Here is a 17,879-nt window from a genome sequence, read left to right on the forward strand (position 1 = left end):
GGCAGCACTCCTGTCGAGATCATCGCCGGGCAGGGGCGCGCCGGGGCGGCCGCCACGAACGCGCTCAGCCACGCGCCCGCCTGGTCGCGCCGCCTACCCGGACCGCGAGGGGCCCGCCGGACGGCAGGCGGGGCCGGGGAACCGCCCGGCTGTCGCCGTCGCCGCCCTCTCCGGTGACCATGCACACGCGCCGCGGCCGACAGCGCTGCGGTATGGGCCGCCCGTCTTCGTCGTCGCTCTCCACCCCACCGGCCGGGGGCGTGAGTGGGGGACCGGGGCGCCGGTCAGGGCTCCAAGGGCTCGTTGAAACCGAGGAGGCCCGCCTCGCCGTCGCCCTTCCAGTGGAGCCTCGCGCCGCGGCAGTTGCCCACCTCCGGGAACGCCCTCCGGTACCGGCCCGCGTCCATGCCCAGAAGGCGGCACAGGACCAGGCGGATCAGGGTCCCGTGCGCCACCACCAGGACCTTCCCGCCCGGGTGGGCCCGGGCCGCGTCGGCCAGGGCCGCCACCCCGCGCTCGGCCACCTTCACCGGGTCCTCCGACCCCGGCAGCGGGTTGCGCAGCGGGTCCAGCTCGAACCGCTCGCGCGCCCCGCCCAGGCGTTCGCGCATCTCGGCGGAGGTCAGCCCTTCGCCCTGGCCGAAGTCCTGCTCGACCAGGCGCGGATCGGCCGCCACCGGCACCCCCGCCGCCTCGCCCGCCGGGGCGGCGGTGCCGGCCGACCGGCTCAGCGTCGAGCTGACCACGCCGCTCAGCCCCGCCGTCGCCGCCCACCGGGCGAGGGCCTCCGCCTGCCGGACCCCCTCCTCCGTCAGCGCGATATCGCTCGAACCGGCGTACCGGTTCTCCGCGTGCCACACCGTCTCCCCGTGCCGCACCACGATCAGCTCCGTCGCGTCCGTCACCGACGCCCCCTCTCCACGGCCCCCTGCGGGGCGCCGCTCCAGCCGCGCTCCGCGAGCGCCTCGACCAACCGTGCGTACGCGCCCTCCAGCCGCTCGCCGACCTCGGGACGCGGTTCCACTGTGGCGCGGATCCGCACCATCCGTGCCGCGACCCGCTCGGGCGGTGTGTCGCCGCTCGCCGCCAGCAGCGCCATGCCGAACGCCGGGGCCGCGTTCTCCGGCACCTCCAGCGGGCGCCCCAGCACGTCCGCCCGGAGCTGGGTCCAGCGCGCGCTGGCCACCGCGCCGCCGGTCACCCGCACCGGCCCGTCGGCCTCGGCCCCCAGCCCGCCCAGCCGCTCGAAGCACAGCCGTTCCACGAACGCCACGCCCTGCAGGGTCGCGGCGTACCGGTCGGCCTCGTCCCGCGGCTCCCCGAGGACGAACCCGCGCGCCTGCGGTGCGGCGAACGGGAACCGCTCGCCCTGGCCCACCAGCGGGTAGACCACCGCGGAGGCCGGGTGCTCCAGGTCCGCCACCGCGTCCATGGCGGCCGGGTCCGCCCCGGGGAACGCCGAGGCCAGAACCCCCGCGCCGGTGCTGGAGGCCCCGCCCGGCCACCACCGGCCGTCGGGGGAGCGGTGGCTGTACACGCCGCTCGCGCCGTCGGCGATCCGATGCTCCGACGCCCCCTTGAGGACGAGCGTCGTGCCCAGCACCGAGTTCCAGCGCCCCGGCTCCAGCGCGCCGGACGCGAGCTGGGCCGCGCACCCGTCGGTCATCCCCGCGATGATGGGCGTGCCCTGCGGCAGCCCCGTGTGGGCGGCGGCCCCGGCGCACACCGACCCGACGGGGCGGCCCGGCGGCGTCAGCGCCGGGAGCGCGGCCGGGGGGACCCCCATGGCCTCCACCACCGGGTCCGGCCAGGCCGCGGCCATCGGGTCGGCCCCCGACTTGAGCGCGTGGCTGGTGTCCGCGGCGGTCGGCGCCCCGTTGAGCCGGCCGGTGAGGAAGTCGGCCTGGTGCAGGAGGAGGTCGCCGCGCCCGGGCCGGAGCGCCCGACGGCCCAGCAGTGCCAGCCGGGCGAAGGCCCACGAGGGCTGCGGCCGGGCGCCGACGCGCCGCCAGGTCTCCTCGCCCGCCGCGGCGATGAGCGCCTCCGCGTCGTCCGCGGCGCGCCCGTCGTCGTACATCAGGGCGGGGCCGAGCGGGCGGAGCCCGCCGTCCGCGGCGAGCACGGTCCCGGAGGTGGCGCACACCGCCACGCCCCCGACCGGGTGCCCGCGGCCCGCCTGTCCGACGGCGGCGCGGCAGGCCGCGCCGACCGCCTCCCACCAGTGCTCGGGGTCCTGTTCGTGGCGGCCGTCCCTGCGGGTGCCGCGCAGCGGGGCCGAGCCCTGGCCCGCCACGGTGCCGTCGCCGTGCGCCGCCACGGCCCGCACGCCCTGGGTGCCCACGTCGATGCCGACCCACAGCGGCGCCGAAGGTTCCGCCACGTCGCCTCCTGAATGTTAGACACGATGTTAAGTTCACAGTGTATATGTGATCTCGTTGATCCTCTCATGAGGCGCCTCCTCCGGGGGCGAGGAGCGCCCCGCTGATCGTGTCCCGCCCCGGCGAGCTGCGGAAACGCCGGACGCGAGGCTTGCCGTCCCCGGGTCAGTCGGCCGACCATTGGCCCATGAGCGACGAAAAGCGGGCAGAGAAGGACATCCTCTCGCGGATCACCGAGCTGATCGGGGAGGAGAAGGCGCTGCGCGAGCAGAGCGAGCACCGCCTCACGCCCGACGAGCGGTCCCGCATGCGGAGCGTCGCCACCGAGCTGGACCAGTGCTGGGACCTGCTCCGCCAGCGCCGGGCCCAGGAGGAGTACGGCGACGAGGCACCCGACGCCCGCGTCCGCCCGGCCTCGGAGGTCGAGGGCTACTGGCAGTGAGGCCCCGCCCGACCTCGGGGCACAGGGGCCACGGGGGCGAGGGCGGTCCGGGGCGCCCAGCGTGGTGAAAGGGCCATCCCCGGGCTGATCGTGCGGTGGATCCGCCACCCTCGTCGCCCCCGGGGCCTTGGATGAGCGGTGCCTGCCGGGCCGCCGCCCCCGCCCGCCCCCGGCGGCCGGAATCGGTCACGGTCGGCCCGCCGCTGCGGGGCGGGCCGCCGTCGGGTTCCCGTACGCTCGACAACCGCGCGCCGACGGGTGCGCCCCGTGCCCCGCACACCCGCGCCCCCGCCGGGTCCGCGGGGGACGGGACCCACGGGAACTCTCGGAAAGTCTGCGGATGCTCGAACTCCTCACCGGTGCCGGACTGGCCTCCTCCGCCGGGCTCAACGCCTACATCCCCCTCCTGGCGGCCGGGCTGCTGTCCCGCTTCACCCCCCTGTTCGAACTCGGCCCCTCCTGGGCCTGGCTGGAACACCCCGCGACCCTGGTGATCCTCGGCGTGCTCCTGGTGGTCGAGCTCCTCGCCGACAAGATCCCCGCCGTCGACAGCGTCAACGACGTCGTGCAGACCCTCATCCGCCCCACCTCCGGCGGCATCACCTTCGGGGCGGGCGCCTCCTCCTTCACCACCGACATGGACACCGGGGACGGCTCCTGGTGGCCCATCGTCACCGGGGCCCTCATCGCCCTGGCCTTCCACGCCCTCAAGGCGGTCTCCCGGCCCGTCCTCAACACCGCCACCTTCGGCGTCGGCGGCCCGGTCGTCAGCTTCATCGAGGACGGGGTCAGCGCCGTGACCTCCTTCTTCGCCATCGTCCTGCCGATCCTCGTCCTGGTCGTGGTCCCCGCCACCTTCGCCGTCGGCGTCTGGGCCTGGCGCCGCCGGCGCCGCAAGAAGCGCGAGCGCGCCGCGGCCGAGGCCGCCTGAGCAGGGGAAACGACGGCACACGAGAAAGGGGCGGCGCCCGGCCGGGCGCCGCCCCTCCGGCGGTTCGCGGTTCGGCGGGACGCTACCCCAGGCCGCCCCCGCCCTCCGACACCGGGAGCGTGATGGACGTCCGCTTCGTGTCCACCTCCACCTCCGTCCCGGCCGGGTACCGCAGCGTGTAGTCGTGGTCGGTCGACACCAGGACCACGCCGATCCGGTGCCCCTTCTTGAACACGTAGTCCTGCGCCTGCATCGGCCACGTGTACCGGTACGGCTTGTCCGTCACCACCGGCCGCTGCTCCTCGTCCGACCCCCGGTTGCGCGCGTCGATCCACCCCCGGGTGACGATCTTGAAGTCCGACTCCTCGGTGACGTTGTAGCTCGGGTACGTGCATCCCGGGTCCTCCGGCACGCCCTCCCCGTAGCAGACCCGGTCGTCGGTGTCGTAGCGCACGTCCTCGGTCGGCCGGGTGTCGGTGCCGTAGTCCACCAGCAGCGCCGTCAGGTACGGCGACGACCCGTCCATGGCCGCCCGCACCGTCACCTCCGGAACGCCGCTCATCCGCACGTCCTCGGTCAGCTCGCCGGTGCGGTACACCAGCGCCCCGTCCTTGCCCGTGCCCGGCTCGGCCACCAGCTCCTCGGCCGGGGTGCCGCGCCCCTCGTCGGTGAACTCCTCCCACCGCGGCTTGCCCCGGTGCTTGCCGGGCTCCAGGCCGCCGTCGCCGTCCTCGCCGCCGGGCCGCAGCCCGAGCCGCACCGGCGCCGTGCCCTCACCGGGCCAGTCGTCCTGCGCCGCCCACTCGGTGTCGGACCCCTGCACGTCCACCCGGGGCTCGTCCATGATCCCGTTGTCGACGCCGTACAGCTCGTGGTCGAACCACCGGTGCAGCTGGTCCAGCCATTCGTCCATGCGCAGGTTGAACGGGTTGACGTGGCCCGCCTGGTGCAGCCACATCTTGCGCTCCACGCCCTGGTCCTCCAGGGCCTGCCACAGCAGCATCGCCTGGTCGGTCTTGACGTTCCAGTCGTTGAGCCCGTGCGCCAGGAAGACGCTCGCCCCGAACGCGCCGTCCTCGGCGTCGTTGCGGTAGTTCCGCTCGTCCCACCAGTCGTTGTAGTCGCCGCTGTCGCGGTCCTGCCCCTCGGTCACCCCGTCGATGACCGGGTCGCACACGTCGGCGTCGGCGCGGGTGTACACCAGCTTCGCCAGCACGTCGGCGTCCTCGCCCTGGTAGCCGCCGGGCGCGACGACGCCCCCGTTGTCGCGGTAGTAGTCGTACCAGGAGGAGATGGCGCCCTGGGGCACGATCGTGCGCAGCCCCTCCACGCCGGTGCTCGCCGCCGCCACGGGCAGCGTGCCGTTGTAGGAGATGCCGGTCATGGCCACGTTCCCGGTGGACCAGTCCTCGGCCGAGACCTCCTCGCCGGTCTCGGCGTCGAAGCCCGTGGTGCGCCCGTTGAGCCAGTCCACCGCCGCGGTGACGCCCTGCGTCTCGTTCTCGCCGCCGCTGGTGGGGCAGCCGGTCGACCCGCCGGTGCCCAGGCTGTCGAGCTGGGCCACCGCGTAGCCGCGCGGCAGGAAGTAGTTGTCGTAGTAGTTGGGCATGGTCGCCGAGCCGTCGCCGGTCGGCCCCGCCTGGGCGGAGGCGCCGCGCGGCCCCTCGGCCGAGGCCTGGGCCATCTCCTCGGCCGACCCGGCCCGGGGCCTGCCGCGCGGCACCGTGCCCGCGCTGTCGTCGTCGAGGTCCACGTCGTACATCTGCGCGTCGTGCGTGCCCGCCCAGTAGGGGCTCGGCTCCAGGATGGTGGGCACCTGGAGCCCGTCCTCGGTCTCCTCGGGCCGCATGATGCGCATCCGGACGGTGTCCGGCTCGCCGTCGCCGTCGCTGTCCGCGCCGGTGACGATGTCGACCTCCTGGTAGACCGCGTCGGCGTAGTCGAACACGGGCTGGGTGCGCCCGTCCTCGACCACCGGCCCGGGGGCGTCGGCGGAGGCGGGGGCGGCCAGGCCGGCCGCCCCCATCAGCGCCGCCGCGGCGAGCGCTCCGGTCCGGAGCGCCGTGCGGGCGGGTCCGCTATGGGGTTCTCGCTTGTGCACAGGGTTCCTCGTGGGGGATCGGGGGATAGGGTCCCTGCCATCCCACCGGAAGGCGGCCGCGGCGTCCAGAGTCTCTCCCGGCGTTTAGAGTGCGGGAGTGGCTGAGAACAGATTCGACCATCTCTCGGGAGTCCGGCACATCGTCTGGGACTGGAACGGCACCCTCCTGGACGACAACCACGCCAACCTGACCGCCCTGAACCGGGTGTGCGAACCCTTCGGCCGGGCACCGGTCGACCTCGACTACTGGAGGACGGTGTTCCGCCGCCCCCTCCTGGAGTGCTACGAGGACCACCTGGGGCGCCCGCTCGCCGCGGAGGAGTGGGACCGCCTCAACACCGAGTACGACCGGCACTACCGCTCGCTGCTGCCCGGCTGCGCGCTGGCCGACGGCGTACCCGGGGTGCTGTCGGGCTGGAGCTCGGCCGGGGGCAGCCAGTCGCTGCTGTCCATGGCCTCCCACCGGCACGTGACCGGACTGGTCGCCGACTTCGGCCTCGAACCCCACTTCACCCGCGTCGACGGGCGCAGGTACGACGCGGCCGACGACTCCAAGGCCGAGCACCTGGTCCACCACCTGGCCGAGCAGGGCATCGACCCCTCCACGGTGGTGCTGGTCGGCGACATCGACGACGACGCCCGCGCCGCCCGCCAGGCCGGCGCGCACGCGCTCCTGGTGGCCAGCGGCATGATGAGCCGCGAGCGGCTGGAGGCCACCGGCGGCCCCGTCGTCGGCTCCCCGGTCGAGGCGGTCGCGGCGCTGACCGGCGTGCGCAGCGCCGCCTGAGCCTGAAGGCGGCAGGGGCCGGACATGCGCGAGGGGCGGGGCCCACGGCCCCGCCCCTCGCGTACCGCCGGTGTGCTAGCCCAGCACGACCTTGCGGGCGTCCTCGAAGCGGCGCTGCACGTCCGCCCAGTTGACGACGTTCCAGAACGCCTTGACGTAGTCCGCCTTGACGTTCTTGTACTGCAGGTAGAAGGCGTGCTCCCACATGTCCAGCAGCAGGATCGGGTAGGAGCCGGCCGCCAGGTTGCCCTGGTGGTCGTAGAGCTGCTCGATGATGAGCTTCTGGCCCAGGATGTCCCAGGCCAGGATGGCCCAGCCGGAGCCCTGGATGCCGGTGGCCACGGCACCGAAGTGGGCGCGGAAGGCGTCGAAGGAGCCGAACTGGTCGTCGATGGCGGCACCCAGCTCGCCCTCGGGCTTGTCGCCGCCGTCCGGCGACAGGTTCGGCCAGAAGACGGTGTGGTTCACGTGGCCGGCGAGGTTGAACGCGAGGTTCTTCTCCAGCATGTTGACCGTGCCGAAGTCGTTCTTCTCGCGCGCCTCGGACAGCTTCTCCAGCGCCGTGTTGGCACCGGCGACGTAGGCCGCGTGGTGCTTGTCGTGGTGGAGCTCCATGATCTGACCGGAGATCCACGGCTCCAGCGCCGCGTAGTCGTAGGGCAGCTCAGGAAGCGAATATGGCGCGGACATGTGCGCACCTTTCCTCTGACACGTGGTTTTCACTTAAGGCTCGGTCGCGGTCCTGGTCGCCAACGCCGGTGCGACGTCGTCGTGTCCTTCGCCGTGTTCCATCGCTGTGACCCTCGAACCGCGATCAAGAACCTATCAGCCGGGCCTGTTCGGGGCCCCTGTAGCCCTTGCTACAAGGGGACTCGGGAATAATCCCGGACCTGCGCGGGTTCGACCGCGTCCGGCGTGCTCGGAGCCGCTTTCCGCGCGTGTCGGCGAAGGCGGCGCCGGCCCTTGCCGACCCCCTGCCGGGCGCTTCCCGACCCGTTCCGGGCCCCGGGCCGCCCCCGGCACGGGCGCGGCCCCGCTCTCCTCTACCCCGCCGGGGCCGCCTCGAACCCGCTGCCGTTCCACGTCGTGCGCGCGCACGCCACACCCCAGGCGCCCTTGCGCTTGAGGATGTCGTAGATGTGCATCCGGTCGATCCTCGGCGAGACCCCGTACCCCGAGGGCCACGTGATGGCCCAGTCCATGTCCAGGTCGACCAGCAGCTCCAGCAGCCGCGCGATGGTCGGGTCGTCCAGCCGCTCGAAGGCCTCGTCCAGCAGCACCATCCGCAGCGGCCCGTCCAGCTCGCTGCGCAGCGCGTCGTAGAACGCGGCGCTGGCCGCGAACAGCGTCACGTAGGACACCAGCCGCGTCTCCCCGGACGACAGCTGGCGCACCCGCCGGTCGCGCGGGTTGCCGTCGGGCCCGGTGTCGTGGATGCGCACCCGGTAGGCGAACCACTCCCGGTAGTCCAGGGCCGCGCCCAGAACCTCGGCGTACCCGCTGCTGCGCCCCTCGGCCCGGGTGGCGCGGATGCGGTCCATCAGCGCGCGCCGCAACCGGTCGTTCTCCTCCTCGGAGCGCTCCGCCACCGACTTCTTGGCCAGCGCGAACGCCGACCGCTCGTCCGGGTCCAGGTGCGGCGCGGGCTCCCAGGCCAGCTCCACCCGCACGCCCTGGCTGGAGTGCGCCCCCTCCAGCACGGTGTTCATCCGCCGGGTCAGCGACTCGGCGGCGCGGATCTGCCGGTGCAGCTCCTCGGCCACGTCCCCGAGGAGGAACTCCTCGAAGACGCGCTCCTCCCCGCCGGTGAGGTTGGCCTCGGCCTCGGCGAGCCGCGCCGCGGTGAGCCGGGCGGTGGAGGCCGCGGGCGCGGTGCCCGCCTCGTCGCTGACGGCCACCGTCAGCACCCCGCGGTCGCGGTCGGCCTGCACGTCGTGGGTCCCGGCCAGCGCGGTCTGCAGCGCCTGGACCCGGGAGATGAGGTCCCGCTCCAGGGCGCCCGGGTCACCGGGCCTCCCCTCGGGCTCCAGCGCCTCGCGCAGGGCCGTGCGCAGGTCGGCCCGCTCGAAGGGCACCTCCACCAGCCCGGTGGCCGCCTCCCACACGCCCGGCACGTCGGCGGTGTCGGTGAGCGCGTCCTCGGCGTCGGCGAGCACCCCCTGCGCCTCCTCCAGGGCGGCCTCGGCCTGCTCGGTGCGGCCCTCGGCCTGGGTGAGCGCCTGCAGCCGCGACTCCACCTCCGACTGCGCCTTGGGGGCCTCGTCGCGCAGCCGCGCCCGCTCCTCGGTGAGGGCCCGCACCTGCGCGCTGACCTCCTCGGCGTCCTGGCCGAGCGACGAGCGCAGGGTCTCCAGCACCCCGTGCGCCTCGGCGAACGCCCGGTGGGTGCGGGCCGCCTCCTCCTCGGCCTGCGCGCGCGAGGCGGCGGTGCGGGCGTGGTCCTCCAGCGACGCGGCGACCGTGCGCAGCGCCTCGGTGTAGTCGCCGCGCAGCCGCCCGGCCGCGCGCTCCAGCAGGGAGGCGGTGGCGCGGGCCCGGTCGGCGAGTTCGCGCAGGGCCTCGGCGCCGTCCGGCAGCCCGGCGTCGCCACAGGAGCGGCGGTGCTCGCCGCGCTCGGCCTCCAGGCGGGCGCGGGCACGGGCGTGCTCGGCCTCGGCGGTCTCGGCGTCGGAGGCGGCACGGGCGGCGGCCGACCGGCGCTGCCGGGTCTCGGCCAGGTCGGCCAGCACGGGGGAGATGTCGGGGAAGGCGTCCAGGCAGGCGTTCCACTCCTGCTCGAGGCGCTGGGCGCCCTCCAGGGACGAACGCAGCCCCTCCTCGCGCTCGGCGAGCGCGGACAGGGCGGTCTCGGCCTCCTCGGTGCGGCGCCGCCGCGCGGCCTCGCGGGCCCCGGCGCCGATGTGCTCGGCCCGCTCCTTGCCGTGCCGCCCGACCAGCGCCCCGGACCGCCAGGAGCCGTCGGTGCCGATCGCGAGACCGGGGGACGGGGCGCCTGCGGCGTGCGCGCCGTCCGCCGCGCCGCCGTCGTGGGCGAGGGCTGAACTGAGCGCGCCGTCGTCGGCTGTGCCCGCGCTGCCGGCGCCGAGTCCATTACCCGGGTGCGACATCGCGTCCGAGCCGCCCATGCCGCCTGCGCCGCCCGCGCCATCACGGCCGGAAGCGCCGACCGGCAGCAGCGGCACCGAGCGCAGCAGGGCGCGGACGGTCTCCTCGGGCACGGGCGGTGCGTCGCCGGCCTCGCCGTCGGGGCCGTCCGCGGCGCTGTCCGCCGGACCGCCGCTGCCTGTGCCGCCGTCCGTGCTCGGGACCAGCACATCGGCCAGGGTCGGCCCGTCGACGGGGCCCGTCGGCACCGCCCAGGTCTCGTCGCCGTCCGCGCCGTCTGCGCCGTCCCCGCCGACCGCCCCGATGCCGCCGTCGGCGCGCACCCACGCCCCCAGCAGCCCGGACGCACGCAGCGCCGCCTCCAGCCCGGCGCGCTCCTCCTCGCCCAGGTCCGGGGCGAAGTCCACCAGCCGCGCGAACGGTGCGCCCCGCGCCGGGTCGCGCTCGGCGGTGGTGTGCTCGGGCACCGGCGGACCGACCTCGGCGGCCTCGCGCAGGTGCGCCAGCTCGGCCTCCAGCCGGGTCCGCTCGGCCCCGGCCTCGGAGAGCCGCTGCTCGGCGGCGAGGACCGCCCGCTGCACGGCCCGCACCCGCGGCTGCAGGGCCGCCCGCACCTCCCGGTGCGCGTCCCGGAACGCCCCCGGGTCCAGCAGCACCTCCCCGCCGTCGGGCACCGGGGGCAGCTCCCCGGCCCCGGGCCGGTCGCCGGCGGGCAGGGCCCGGTCGTGCCAGTCGCGCACCGCCGCGCTCCACCGCTCGGCCGCGTCGGCCAGGCGCTCCTCGCCCTCGCGGGCCCGGCGGTCGGCCGCGGCCGACTCCTCGGCGGCGGCCTCGGCGCGCTCGCCCAGGCGCTCCAGCCCGGCCTCGGCCTCGGCCAGCCGTTCGGCCTCGGCGCGCAGCCCGGACAGCAGGCGTCCCCGGTCGGCGGCGGCCGCGGCGGCCGTGTCGAGCGCCTCCGCCGCCGCAGCGGCCGACTCCGCGAGCGCCTCGGTGCCGATGGCGGGGGCGGTGGGGCGCACCGTGTCCTCCGGGCGCGCGGCGGGGTCGGCCGAGCGCAGCACCCGCGCGGTCTCCTCGCCGCGCCGCACATCGGGTGCCAGCTCCGGCAGTGAGCCGAGCGCCTGTCCCAGCCCCAGTTCGCGCAGGGCGCCGCGCGCCTCGGCCGCGGCGGCCGACGCCTCCTTGCCCACCCGGGCGGGCAGGGCGGCGGCGCGCTCCACCGCCTCCAGGGAGTGCTCCTCGGCGGCGCGCAGGTCCTCGGCCGTGCGCAGGGCGGCCTCGGTGTGCCGCCGCTGCGAGGCGACCGTGGCCTCCTTGTCCTCCAGGTCGCCCAGGGCGCCGTAGGCGGCCGACGACTTCAGCGCCTCCAGGTCGGTCTGCACCGTGTCCAGGCGGGCGGTGAGGGCGTCGCGCTCGTCTGCCGCGCCGCGGTGCCCGGCCTCGGCCGTGTCCCGCTCCTTGCGCCGCTTGTCCAGGGCCGAGCGCGCGCGGTCGGCGGCCTTCTCCGCCTTGGCCAGGCGGGCCTCCCGGTCGGCCAGTACGCCGCGCGCATAGCCCCGGTAGCCCTCAAGGAACTCCTGCAGGGCCGAGTCGGCGCGGCGCAGCCGCGACACGTTGCGGCGCACGCCCTCCAGGTTGTCCAGCCCGGCGGCGGTGCGGGCGATCACGTCCGGGTCGACCGGCGGCAGCGCGTCGGACAGCAGCTGTTCCAGCTGGCCCTGGAGCACTTTCAGGCCGATGTCGGGGTTGCGCAGCGTGCGCTGCAGGTGCAGCAGGTCGGTGTAGCGGCCGCCGCCGCTGATGCCGTAGACGGTCTCGGCCACCCGCTGCTGGAACGCCTCCTGGGAGGGGACCACCGCGTCCTCGCCGATGTGCTCGCGCAGCCGCGCGGCGGTGATCGGGCGGTCCTGCTCCAGCAGCGCGAAGTCCTTGTTGACCCGCAGCGGGGTGAGGAACCGGTAGGAGTCGGTGATCTGCCTGCTGGAGGCGCTCGCCTTGACGCCGATCCCGGCGGTGCAGAAGTCCTCGGTGCCGTCGTCCAGCACCCGCCGCAGCTCCACCCAGGCGTAGCCGAGCCGCACGGTGCCCTCGGAGTAGTCGTCGAGCATGAGGCGGCTCATGCTGACCGTGTCGAAGCCCTTGCAGCCCATGTTGCGCAGGTCGCCGTCGAGGCACAGCGGCAGCAGCAGTTCCAGGGTGCGCGACTTGCCCGAGCCGTTGGTCCCCTTGAAGATGACCCGGCCGCCGGACAGGTCGAACTCCTCGTCCCGGTACTGCCAGATGTTGACGACGCCGCCGCGGTGCAGGCGCCAGCGGCTGCGGGGGTCGGAGGTGCTCTCCACGGTGTCGGTCCTCACGTCGGTATCGCTTCCTGGCGCGTGCGCCCGGATGTCTTCGATGGGCCGGTGTTCTCGTTGATCTCGGGAAGAACGCCCCTAAAACCGCGCCGGTGGCGTCGTTTCTCCCGAGATCAACGGCGTCATGGCGCGTCGTCCCCTACGGCGAACAGGGACTCCTGGCCCTCGCCGGGGCCCACCGGGGCGGGGCGGGAGCCCTCGGCCTGCGCCTCGTCCTCGTCGCCGTCGCCCTCGGGGCCGTCCGGGCGCGGGCGGTACCGCGCCGCCGCCGGGCTCAGTTCGACGCGCTCGGACCCGTCAGGGGCCGCGGCCACCCGTGCCAGTCCGGCCTGGACGAGGGTCTGGGCCACCGATCGGGCCAGGCGCGCGGTGTCGCGCACGGCCTCCTTCGACCACGCCTTGGGGTAGCGCGCCACGATGTCGGCGGCCACCTCCTGCAAGCGCGCGTAGGAGACCGGGACACGGCCACCCGTCGGGGCATGGGCGTCGTCCGCGTCCTCCGTTTCGTCGGCGGCGCCGGTGTCCGCGCCGTCGCCTTCGTCCCGCAGGACGGCGTCCGCGGTGAGCAGCGCGATGCGCGAAAGCGTCCCGTGCCCGGGGTACAGCAGGTCGCTCAGGTAGCCGTCCGGGTCCACCGCGAGGACGCCCTCGGCCCGCACCTCCAGGTGCAGCCCCAGCAGCTCCTCCAGCAGTTCCGACTCCTGGCGCAGCCGGGTGCGCAGCCAGTCCCGCTGGTCGGCGGTCAGGTCCCCGTTGAGCACCACCGGGTCCTCCACCAGGCGGCGCCGCACCGCGTACCGCACGTCGTCGCCCGGCCCCGGCACGCCCCCGGCGGCGAGCTGCGCCGGGCCCTCCAGCCGCCCCAGCGGGGCCGCCACCAGGTGCCCCAGCAGCTCCACGTCAACCGTGAGCAGCGCCTCGCGCCCGGCGTCCTCGGCCCACGGCCCGACGCTGCCGTCGGTCTCGGACAGCACCCCCAGGTCGATCAGGTGGCGCAGCGCCGCCACCAGCGCCCTGCGGTCCACGATGCCGCCGCCCAGGTCCAGCCCGGCCTCGGCGCCGGCCGCGCGCACCTGGTCCACCAGCCCGGACAGCAGCACCTGGCCGCTGGTGCCGGTCAGCTCGGCCAGCACCAGGCACAGGTAGGCGTAGGCGCGCGGAGTGAACGCCGCGCCGTTGTTCTTGTGCGCGCCGCGCACGCCGTCGGGGGTGCGGCCGGTCTTGTACAGCCGCGCGAACGTCGGCTCCACCGCCAGCCTGTACCCCAGGTAGTGGGCGAACAGCGCCTGCAGCCGGTCGCTGTAGCGGCGCACCGCCGGGAGGGCGTCGCCCTCGGGGCCGTCGGCGCGCAGCAGCGGGCGGCGCAGCAGGGTGCGGGCGCACCGGCGCACCTGGGCCGCCTCGATCGAGTCCAGGCCCTCCAGTGCCGAGCGCTCGGCCCGCGCGGTGCGTGCGGCGGGGCTCACCGTCCCACCCCGCTTCCGGCGGCGTCCCCGGCCTCCGCGGCGCCGTCCGGATCCGGGCCCGCGGCGGCGCCCTCGGCCACGTCCAGCTCCACACGGGTGCCGTGCAGCTCCAGGGTGCCGAAGACCGACCCGATCCGGGCCGCCCCGCCGTCCGGGCGCAACACCAGGGTCAGGCCCGACACCGGGTCGGCGGCGGTGCCCTGCTCGGCGGGGGCGTCCCGCCCGGCCCCGGCCAGGGTGAGCAGTTCGCAGAAGAGCTCCAGGGCGTCGGCCGACAGCCTGGCCCCGGCCAGGTCGCCCGCGGACGCGGCCAGCTCGCCCACGGCGGCCGAGCGCCGCCTCTTGCGCCGCGCCTCCTCCTCCAGCAGGGCGGCCCGGCCCAGCGGGTCGTCGCCCAGGCGGGGGATCTGCCCGCCGGGGGTGCGGTCGCCGCGGCTGCGCACGTTCACCTCCACCGGCACGCCCTCGCCGCCCGACCAGGGCAGGCCGGGGGAGGGCGCGTCCTCCTCGGGCGCCAGCGCCAGGTGCCGGGCGGAGAACAGGCCGAAGGCGGCGGCGTACATGTCGTGGGCGTCGGCGGGGGCGGCCCCGTCGAACCAGGCGGCCAGGCGCAGCAGGTCCCGGCGGCGGCCCGGGTCCACGCCGCCCGCCCCGGTGGCGCGCTTGACGTTGCCCAGCAGCGCGCTGATCGCCCTGCTGGTGGCCTCGCGCAGCTCGTCGGCCTCCGAGGGGCGCCCCGGGCGGCCCACGAACCAGCCCGCCAGCCCGTCCCAGTCGGCGGCGGTGCGGCCGGGCGCGCGCTCCATCAGCTCGGTCTGGCCCACCACGGTGGTGTTGGGCACCAGGTCGGCGCCGCCGCCGAGCACCCGCAGCAGCGCGTCGCGCCGACCGTCGAGCGCGGCCAGCCGGTCGGCGACCGGCTCGGCGTGGCGCAGCACGTCCCGCGCGATGAGGTCGACGTACTCCAGCAGCATGTGCTTGAACCCGGCCATCTCCTCGGGGGAGAGGTCGTAGCGGGCGATCACCGAGCCGAGGTAGGCGTAGAAGTCGCGCACCGCTGCGGCGAACTCGCCGTGCTGCAGGAACAGCGTGGTCACCTGCTGGGAGAGCCGCTCGCGCAGCGCGCGCGGGGCCGCGCGGCCGTCGGGCGCGGCCTCCAGCACCTCGTCCAGCAGGCGGGAGGTCTCGGCGAGGCCGCGCTCGATGGCCGGGAGCAGCTCGCGGGAGACCTCGCGGGCGCCCTCGGCGACGCTGAGCAGGTCGTCGACGTCGCGCTGCACCCGCATGGCGAGCTTGGCGACCTGGTAGCGCACCCGGCTGCGGGTGAACTCGGCGATGGTGGCGGCCGGCTCGCGGCGGCCCGGCACCAGGTTGCCCCACCGGGCGAGCTGCTCCAGCCGGTCCACCACGGTGTCCAGGCGGGACTCGCCCTCGTCGACCTCGCCGCGGCGTTCGGCGGCGGCGAGCGCGGCGCCCACGTCCCCGGCGCCCAGGTCGGCCAGGAGGGTGCCGGTGAACAGGCGCATGATCGCCAGGTAGGTGCGGCGCTCGGGGGCCGACAGGTAGGCGTACAGGCGGAGCCGGTCCAGGTCGGCGGGCTCGGGAGGCGAGTAAGGCATGACCCGCACCAACTTAGCGCCTCGCGGCGGCGCGGCCGACCGGATCGCCGTGGGCTCTCGCGCACACCCCGCCGCCCGGGGAGGCGGGGCCCCGGGGACAGTGCCGCCGCCCCCGGGACCCCCGTTCATCAGGCCTCGCCGAGCTCCTCCACGGCCCGGTGCGCCTCGTCGATGGCGATGTCGGTGTAGGCGTTGGGGGCGGCGTCGGAGTTGGCGATCACGATCCGGCCCAGCCGCTTGCGGGCGTGCTCGGCGGGGGTCGGGCCGTCCGGCCAGAAGGAGTCCCACAGGCTGGTGTACTCGCGGGCGTAGCCGTGGCCCCACCGGTTGACGGTGATGGCCTCGATGTCCCGCTTGGCGTCGAACCCGCCGTCGCCCAGCGCCCGGTTGAGGGTGTGGCGGATGCTCCGCTCGAAGCTGGAGAAGTCGCGCTTGAGGGTGCGGTGGCGTCCGGTGATGGCGCCCTGCTTGAGCGACTGCACGCCCGCGCTGGGCGCGCCGATCATCTGGATGACGATCGGCTCGTCGGGGTTCTGCGGGTGCTCGTAGCCGCCCATGGAGACGGGGTAGTCGAGCTGGGCCACCGCCCAGTCGCCGCCGGTGAGGCGGATGTGCCGCATGCCCAGCTCCACCCAGGGCTGCCAGTTGCGCACCACCACGTTGGCGTAGAGCAGGGGCTGCTTGGAGGCGTCCTGCATGGCGTTGCGCTGGGAGCTCGGCAGCTCGCTCATCAGGTACTTGCCCATCACGTGCCAGGCGGCCATGACGACGTGGTCGGCGCTGACCCGGTGCAGGCCGCCGTCGCGGTAGTAGGTGGCGAAGACGCGCTCCGCCGAGGACGGGGAGCCGTCGTGGCGCAGGTCGGTGCAGGGGGCCTGCAAGCGGAGGCGGACGTCGCTGTCGTCCATGTCGAGCTTGGAGTAGTCGAACTCGGCGAGGACGACGCTCTCCATGTCGAGCTTCTCCTCACCCGGCACGCTGCCGGGGATGAGGGCGTGCACCAGCAGGCGGGCGATGCTCGCGTTGCCGTCGGGGAAGTGGTAGATGTACGGGTCCTCGAAGTCCCAGAACCGCCGCATGGAGAAGGAGTTGAGCGGCGAGGCCTGGGAGTCGTCGAGGCCCAGGCCGTCGAAGCCGGGGTAGCCCTCGCCCCAGGCGTCCAGGGCGCCCCAGGTGGAGGCGGGGACCGCCCACTCGTCGCTGGTGAGGGTCTCGACGTAGGCCAGGGTCTCGTCACCGACACCGGCGATGTCGCGCAGGTAGCCGGTGTAGGTCATGCGGGCCAGGCGCTCCTTCTTCTCGCCGTCCGACAGGCCGGGCAGCCAGTCCTTCGGCTCGTCGTAGAGCATGACGATCTCGTCCAGCGCCTCGGGGCTGAGCGGGGCGTCCTTCAGCCACTCGCGCACGGACACGCCCTTGCCGCGGACGGCCAGGTGGTCGCGGCCGAACTCCTCGGCGCGGAAGAAGACGGTGTCGCCCTCGTCGGCCAGGTTCCACTTGTCGTAGAACTCCTGGTCGAAGAACTTCTCGAACTTGTCGACCTCGATGCCCAGCTCCTTGAGGAGCCCCATGGCGGTGTCGCTGTAGATCGAGGGGGTGTCGATGGCCTGGGTGCCGCCGTAGCCGATGAGGACCTGGTCGCGGCCCTCGGCGTGGAACTCGTTGCGGCGGGCGTGGCCGCCGAACTCGTCGTGGTTGTCCAGGATGAGGACCTTGGCCCCGGGGTTCTTCTTGCGGTGGAAGTACGCCGCCGCCAGGCCGCTGATGCCCGCGCCGACCACGACCAGGTCGTAGTGCTCGCCGGTGTCCGACACCGAGGAGGTGTTCACGACGCTGCCCAGGCGCCCGTCGCGGATGGTGTGCGGGATGCTGAGCGCCTGCTGGGTGTTGCCGCGCAGCCCCTCCATGCCGGGCGGGTAGTCCGCGCCGTGCTCGGCGGGGACGGGGGTGCGCGGGCTCGCCGACCACGACCGCTCACCGGGGGCGCCGCATCCGGAGAGCGCCACGGCGGCGATCCCGGCCGCGGCCGCCGCACTGGCGCCGTCGAAGAAGTCGCGGCGGCTGATCCTCCGGTCCATCCCCAGTTCCTCGTCGCTGGGGCCGTGGCGTCGTGGCTGGTCGGACATCGGACTCCTTCTCCTGGGCGCCCTGGAAGGACCCAGCCCACCACGGTGCCGCGGGCACGGCGGGGCGGCGTCCCGTGGCGATTCCGGGTCTTTGCCGACTCGGCTCCAGGGCTTGACGATGCGCGGAACTGCGCCAGCCTACGCCCGCTATGGGATGGAAAGTCCGATTTTTACTTTTTCTGTCCGGTCACATGGTGATGGGATGTCTCACGCGGAGTGCGGGGAGGCCGGCGACGACGGGGATGAGCGGCTCTACCTGCAGCATTGTCGGCTGCCGGGCGTGTGGGTGGTCGCCGGTGTTGGCGGCGACGGCGACAGTCGGGCGGGTCCCGGGCCCTGCCTGCCGTCCGTCTGGCTGCTCGCGGTCCGGGTGGGCGGCGCGACCAGGCGGGCGCGTGGCCGCCCGCGTTCGTGGCGGCCGTCGACCCGGTGCGCCCCCGGCGATGATCTCGACGGAAGTGCTGTCATTCCGGTGGTTTTGACAGCACTCTTGTCGAGATCATCGAGGGGGCGGCGGTGTGGGGGCGCGCTGTCGTTGATCTCGGGGAAGTCGGGCTTATCGTGTCC

Annotated in this window: 11 protein-coding genes; 3 read left to right on the forward strand and 8 right to left on the reverse strand. The window is 75.0% G+C overall.

Going from position 1 to position 17,879, the window contains the following annotated elements; all coding sequences use genetic code 11:
• Nucleotides 1-284: 284 nt before the first annotated feature.
• A complete protein-coding gene (locus O4J56_RS28500) occupies nucleotides 285-905 on the reverse strand; it encodes a histidine phosphatase family protein (RefSeq protein WP_408639186.1) in 621 nt (206 codons plus the stop codon).
• Nucleotides 902-2,380, reverse strand: coding sequence for an FGGY-family carbohydrate kinase (locus tag O4J56_RS28505; protein ID WP_270690086.1), 1,479 nt, complete (start codon nucleotides 2,378-2,380; stop codon nucleotides 902-904). Before O4J56_RS28505 ends, O4J56_RS28500 begins: the two co-directional genes overlap by 4 nt.
• Nucleotides 2,381-2,565: 185 nt before the next feature.
• Between O4J56_RS28505 and O4J56_RS28510 the strand changes: the two genes are divergently transcribed.
• Together O4J56_RS28510 and O4J56_RS28515 are read left to right on the forward strand one after the other, a co-directional pair.
• On the forward strand, nucleotides 2,566-2,820 hold the full coding sequence (locus tag O4J56_RS28510; protein WP_270690087.1) for a DUF2630 family protein: 255 nt from the start codon (nucleotides 2,566-2,568) through the stop codon (nucleotides 2,818-2,820).
• A gap of 340 nt (nucleotides 2,821-3,160) precedes the next feature.
• On the forward strand, nucleotides 3,161-3,751 hold the full coding sequence (locus tag O4J56_RS28515) for a DUF4126 domain-containing protein (RefSeq protein ID WP_270690089.1): 591 nt from the start codon (nucleotides 3,161-3,163) through the stop codon (nucleotides 3,749-3,751).
• Between the two features lie 82 nt (nucleotides 3,752-3,833).
• Here the strand turns inward: O4J56_RS28515 and O4J56_RS28520 are convergent, their stop codons facing one another.
• Nucleotides 3,834-5,852, reverse strand: a complete 2,019-nt coding sequence (locus O4J56_RS28520; RefSeq protein WP_270690091.1) for a Xaa-Pro dipeptidyl-peptidase — start codon at nucleotides 5,850-5,852, stop codon at nucleotides 3,834-3,836.
• Nucleotides 5,853-5,949: 97 nt separating this feature from the next.
• On the opposite strand from O4J56_RS28520, the gene O4J56_RS28525 reads away from it, so the two are divergent.
• Entirely contained in the window at nucleotides 5,950-6,639 is a 690-nt protein-coding gene (locus O4J56_RS28525) for an HAD family hydrolase (protein WP_270690093.1), read from the forward strand.
• Nucleotides 6,640-6,714: 75 nt separating this feature from the next.
• Here O4J56_RS28525 and O4J56_RS28530 read toward each other — a convergent pair whose 3' ends face one another.
• The 5 genes from O4J56_RS28530 to O4J56_RS28550 all read right to left on the reverse strand — a co-directional run bounded on the left by O4J56_RS28530 (nucleotide 6,715) and on the right by O4J56_RS28550 (nucleotide 17,312).
• The gene (locus O4J56_RS28530) at nucleotides 6,715-7,329 is read right to left on the reverse strand and encodes a superoxide dismutase (RefSeq protein WP_017627727.1); all 615 of its coding nucleotides are present in this window, start codon (nucleotides 7,327-7,329) and stop codon (nucleotides 6,715-6,717) included.
• A 353-nt stretch (nucleotides 7,330-7,682) separates the two neighbouring features.
• Entirely contained in the window at nucleotides 7,683-12,101 is a 4,419-nt protein-coding gene (locus O4J56_RS28535) for an SbcC/MukB-like Walker B domain-containing protein (RefSeq protein WP_270690095.1), read from the reverse strand.
• 122 nt (nucleotides 12,102-12,223) lie between these two features.
• Nucleotides 12,224-13,567, reverse strand: coding sequence for a TIGR02678 family protein (locus tag O4J56_RS28540; RefSeq protein ID WP_270690096.1), 1,344 nt, complete (start codon nucleotides 13,565-13,567; stop codon nucleotides 12,224-12,226).
• On the reverse strand, nucleotides 13,564-15,186 hold the full coding sequence (locus O4J56_RS28545) for a DUF2397 domain-containing protein (protein ID WP_270690098.1): 1,623 nt from the start codon (nucleotides 15,184-15,186) through the stop codon (nucleotides 13,564-13,566). Before O4J56_RS28545 ends, O4J56_RS28540 begins: the two co-directional genes overlap by 4 nt.
• Before the next feature lie 128 nt (nucleotides 15,187-15,314).
• On the reverse strand, nucleotides 15,315-17,312 hold the full coding sequence (locus tag O4J56_RS28550) for an NAD(P)-binding protein (RefSeq protein ID WP_270690099.1): 1,998 nt from the start codon (nucleotides 17,310-17,312) through the stop codon (nucleotides 15,315-15,317).
• Between the last annotated feature and the right edge of the window lie 567 nt (nucleotides 17,313-17,879).

The sequence above is a fragment of the Nocardiopsis endophytica genome, assembly GCF_027706725.1.
GTDB classification, from domain to species: domain Bacteria; phylum Actinomycetota; class Actinomycetes; order Streptosporangiales; family Streptosporangiaceae; genus Nocardiopsis_A; species Nocardiopsis_A endophytica.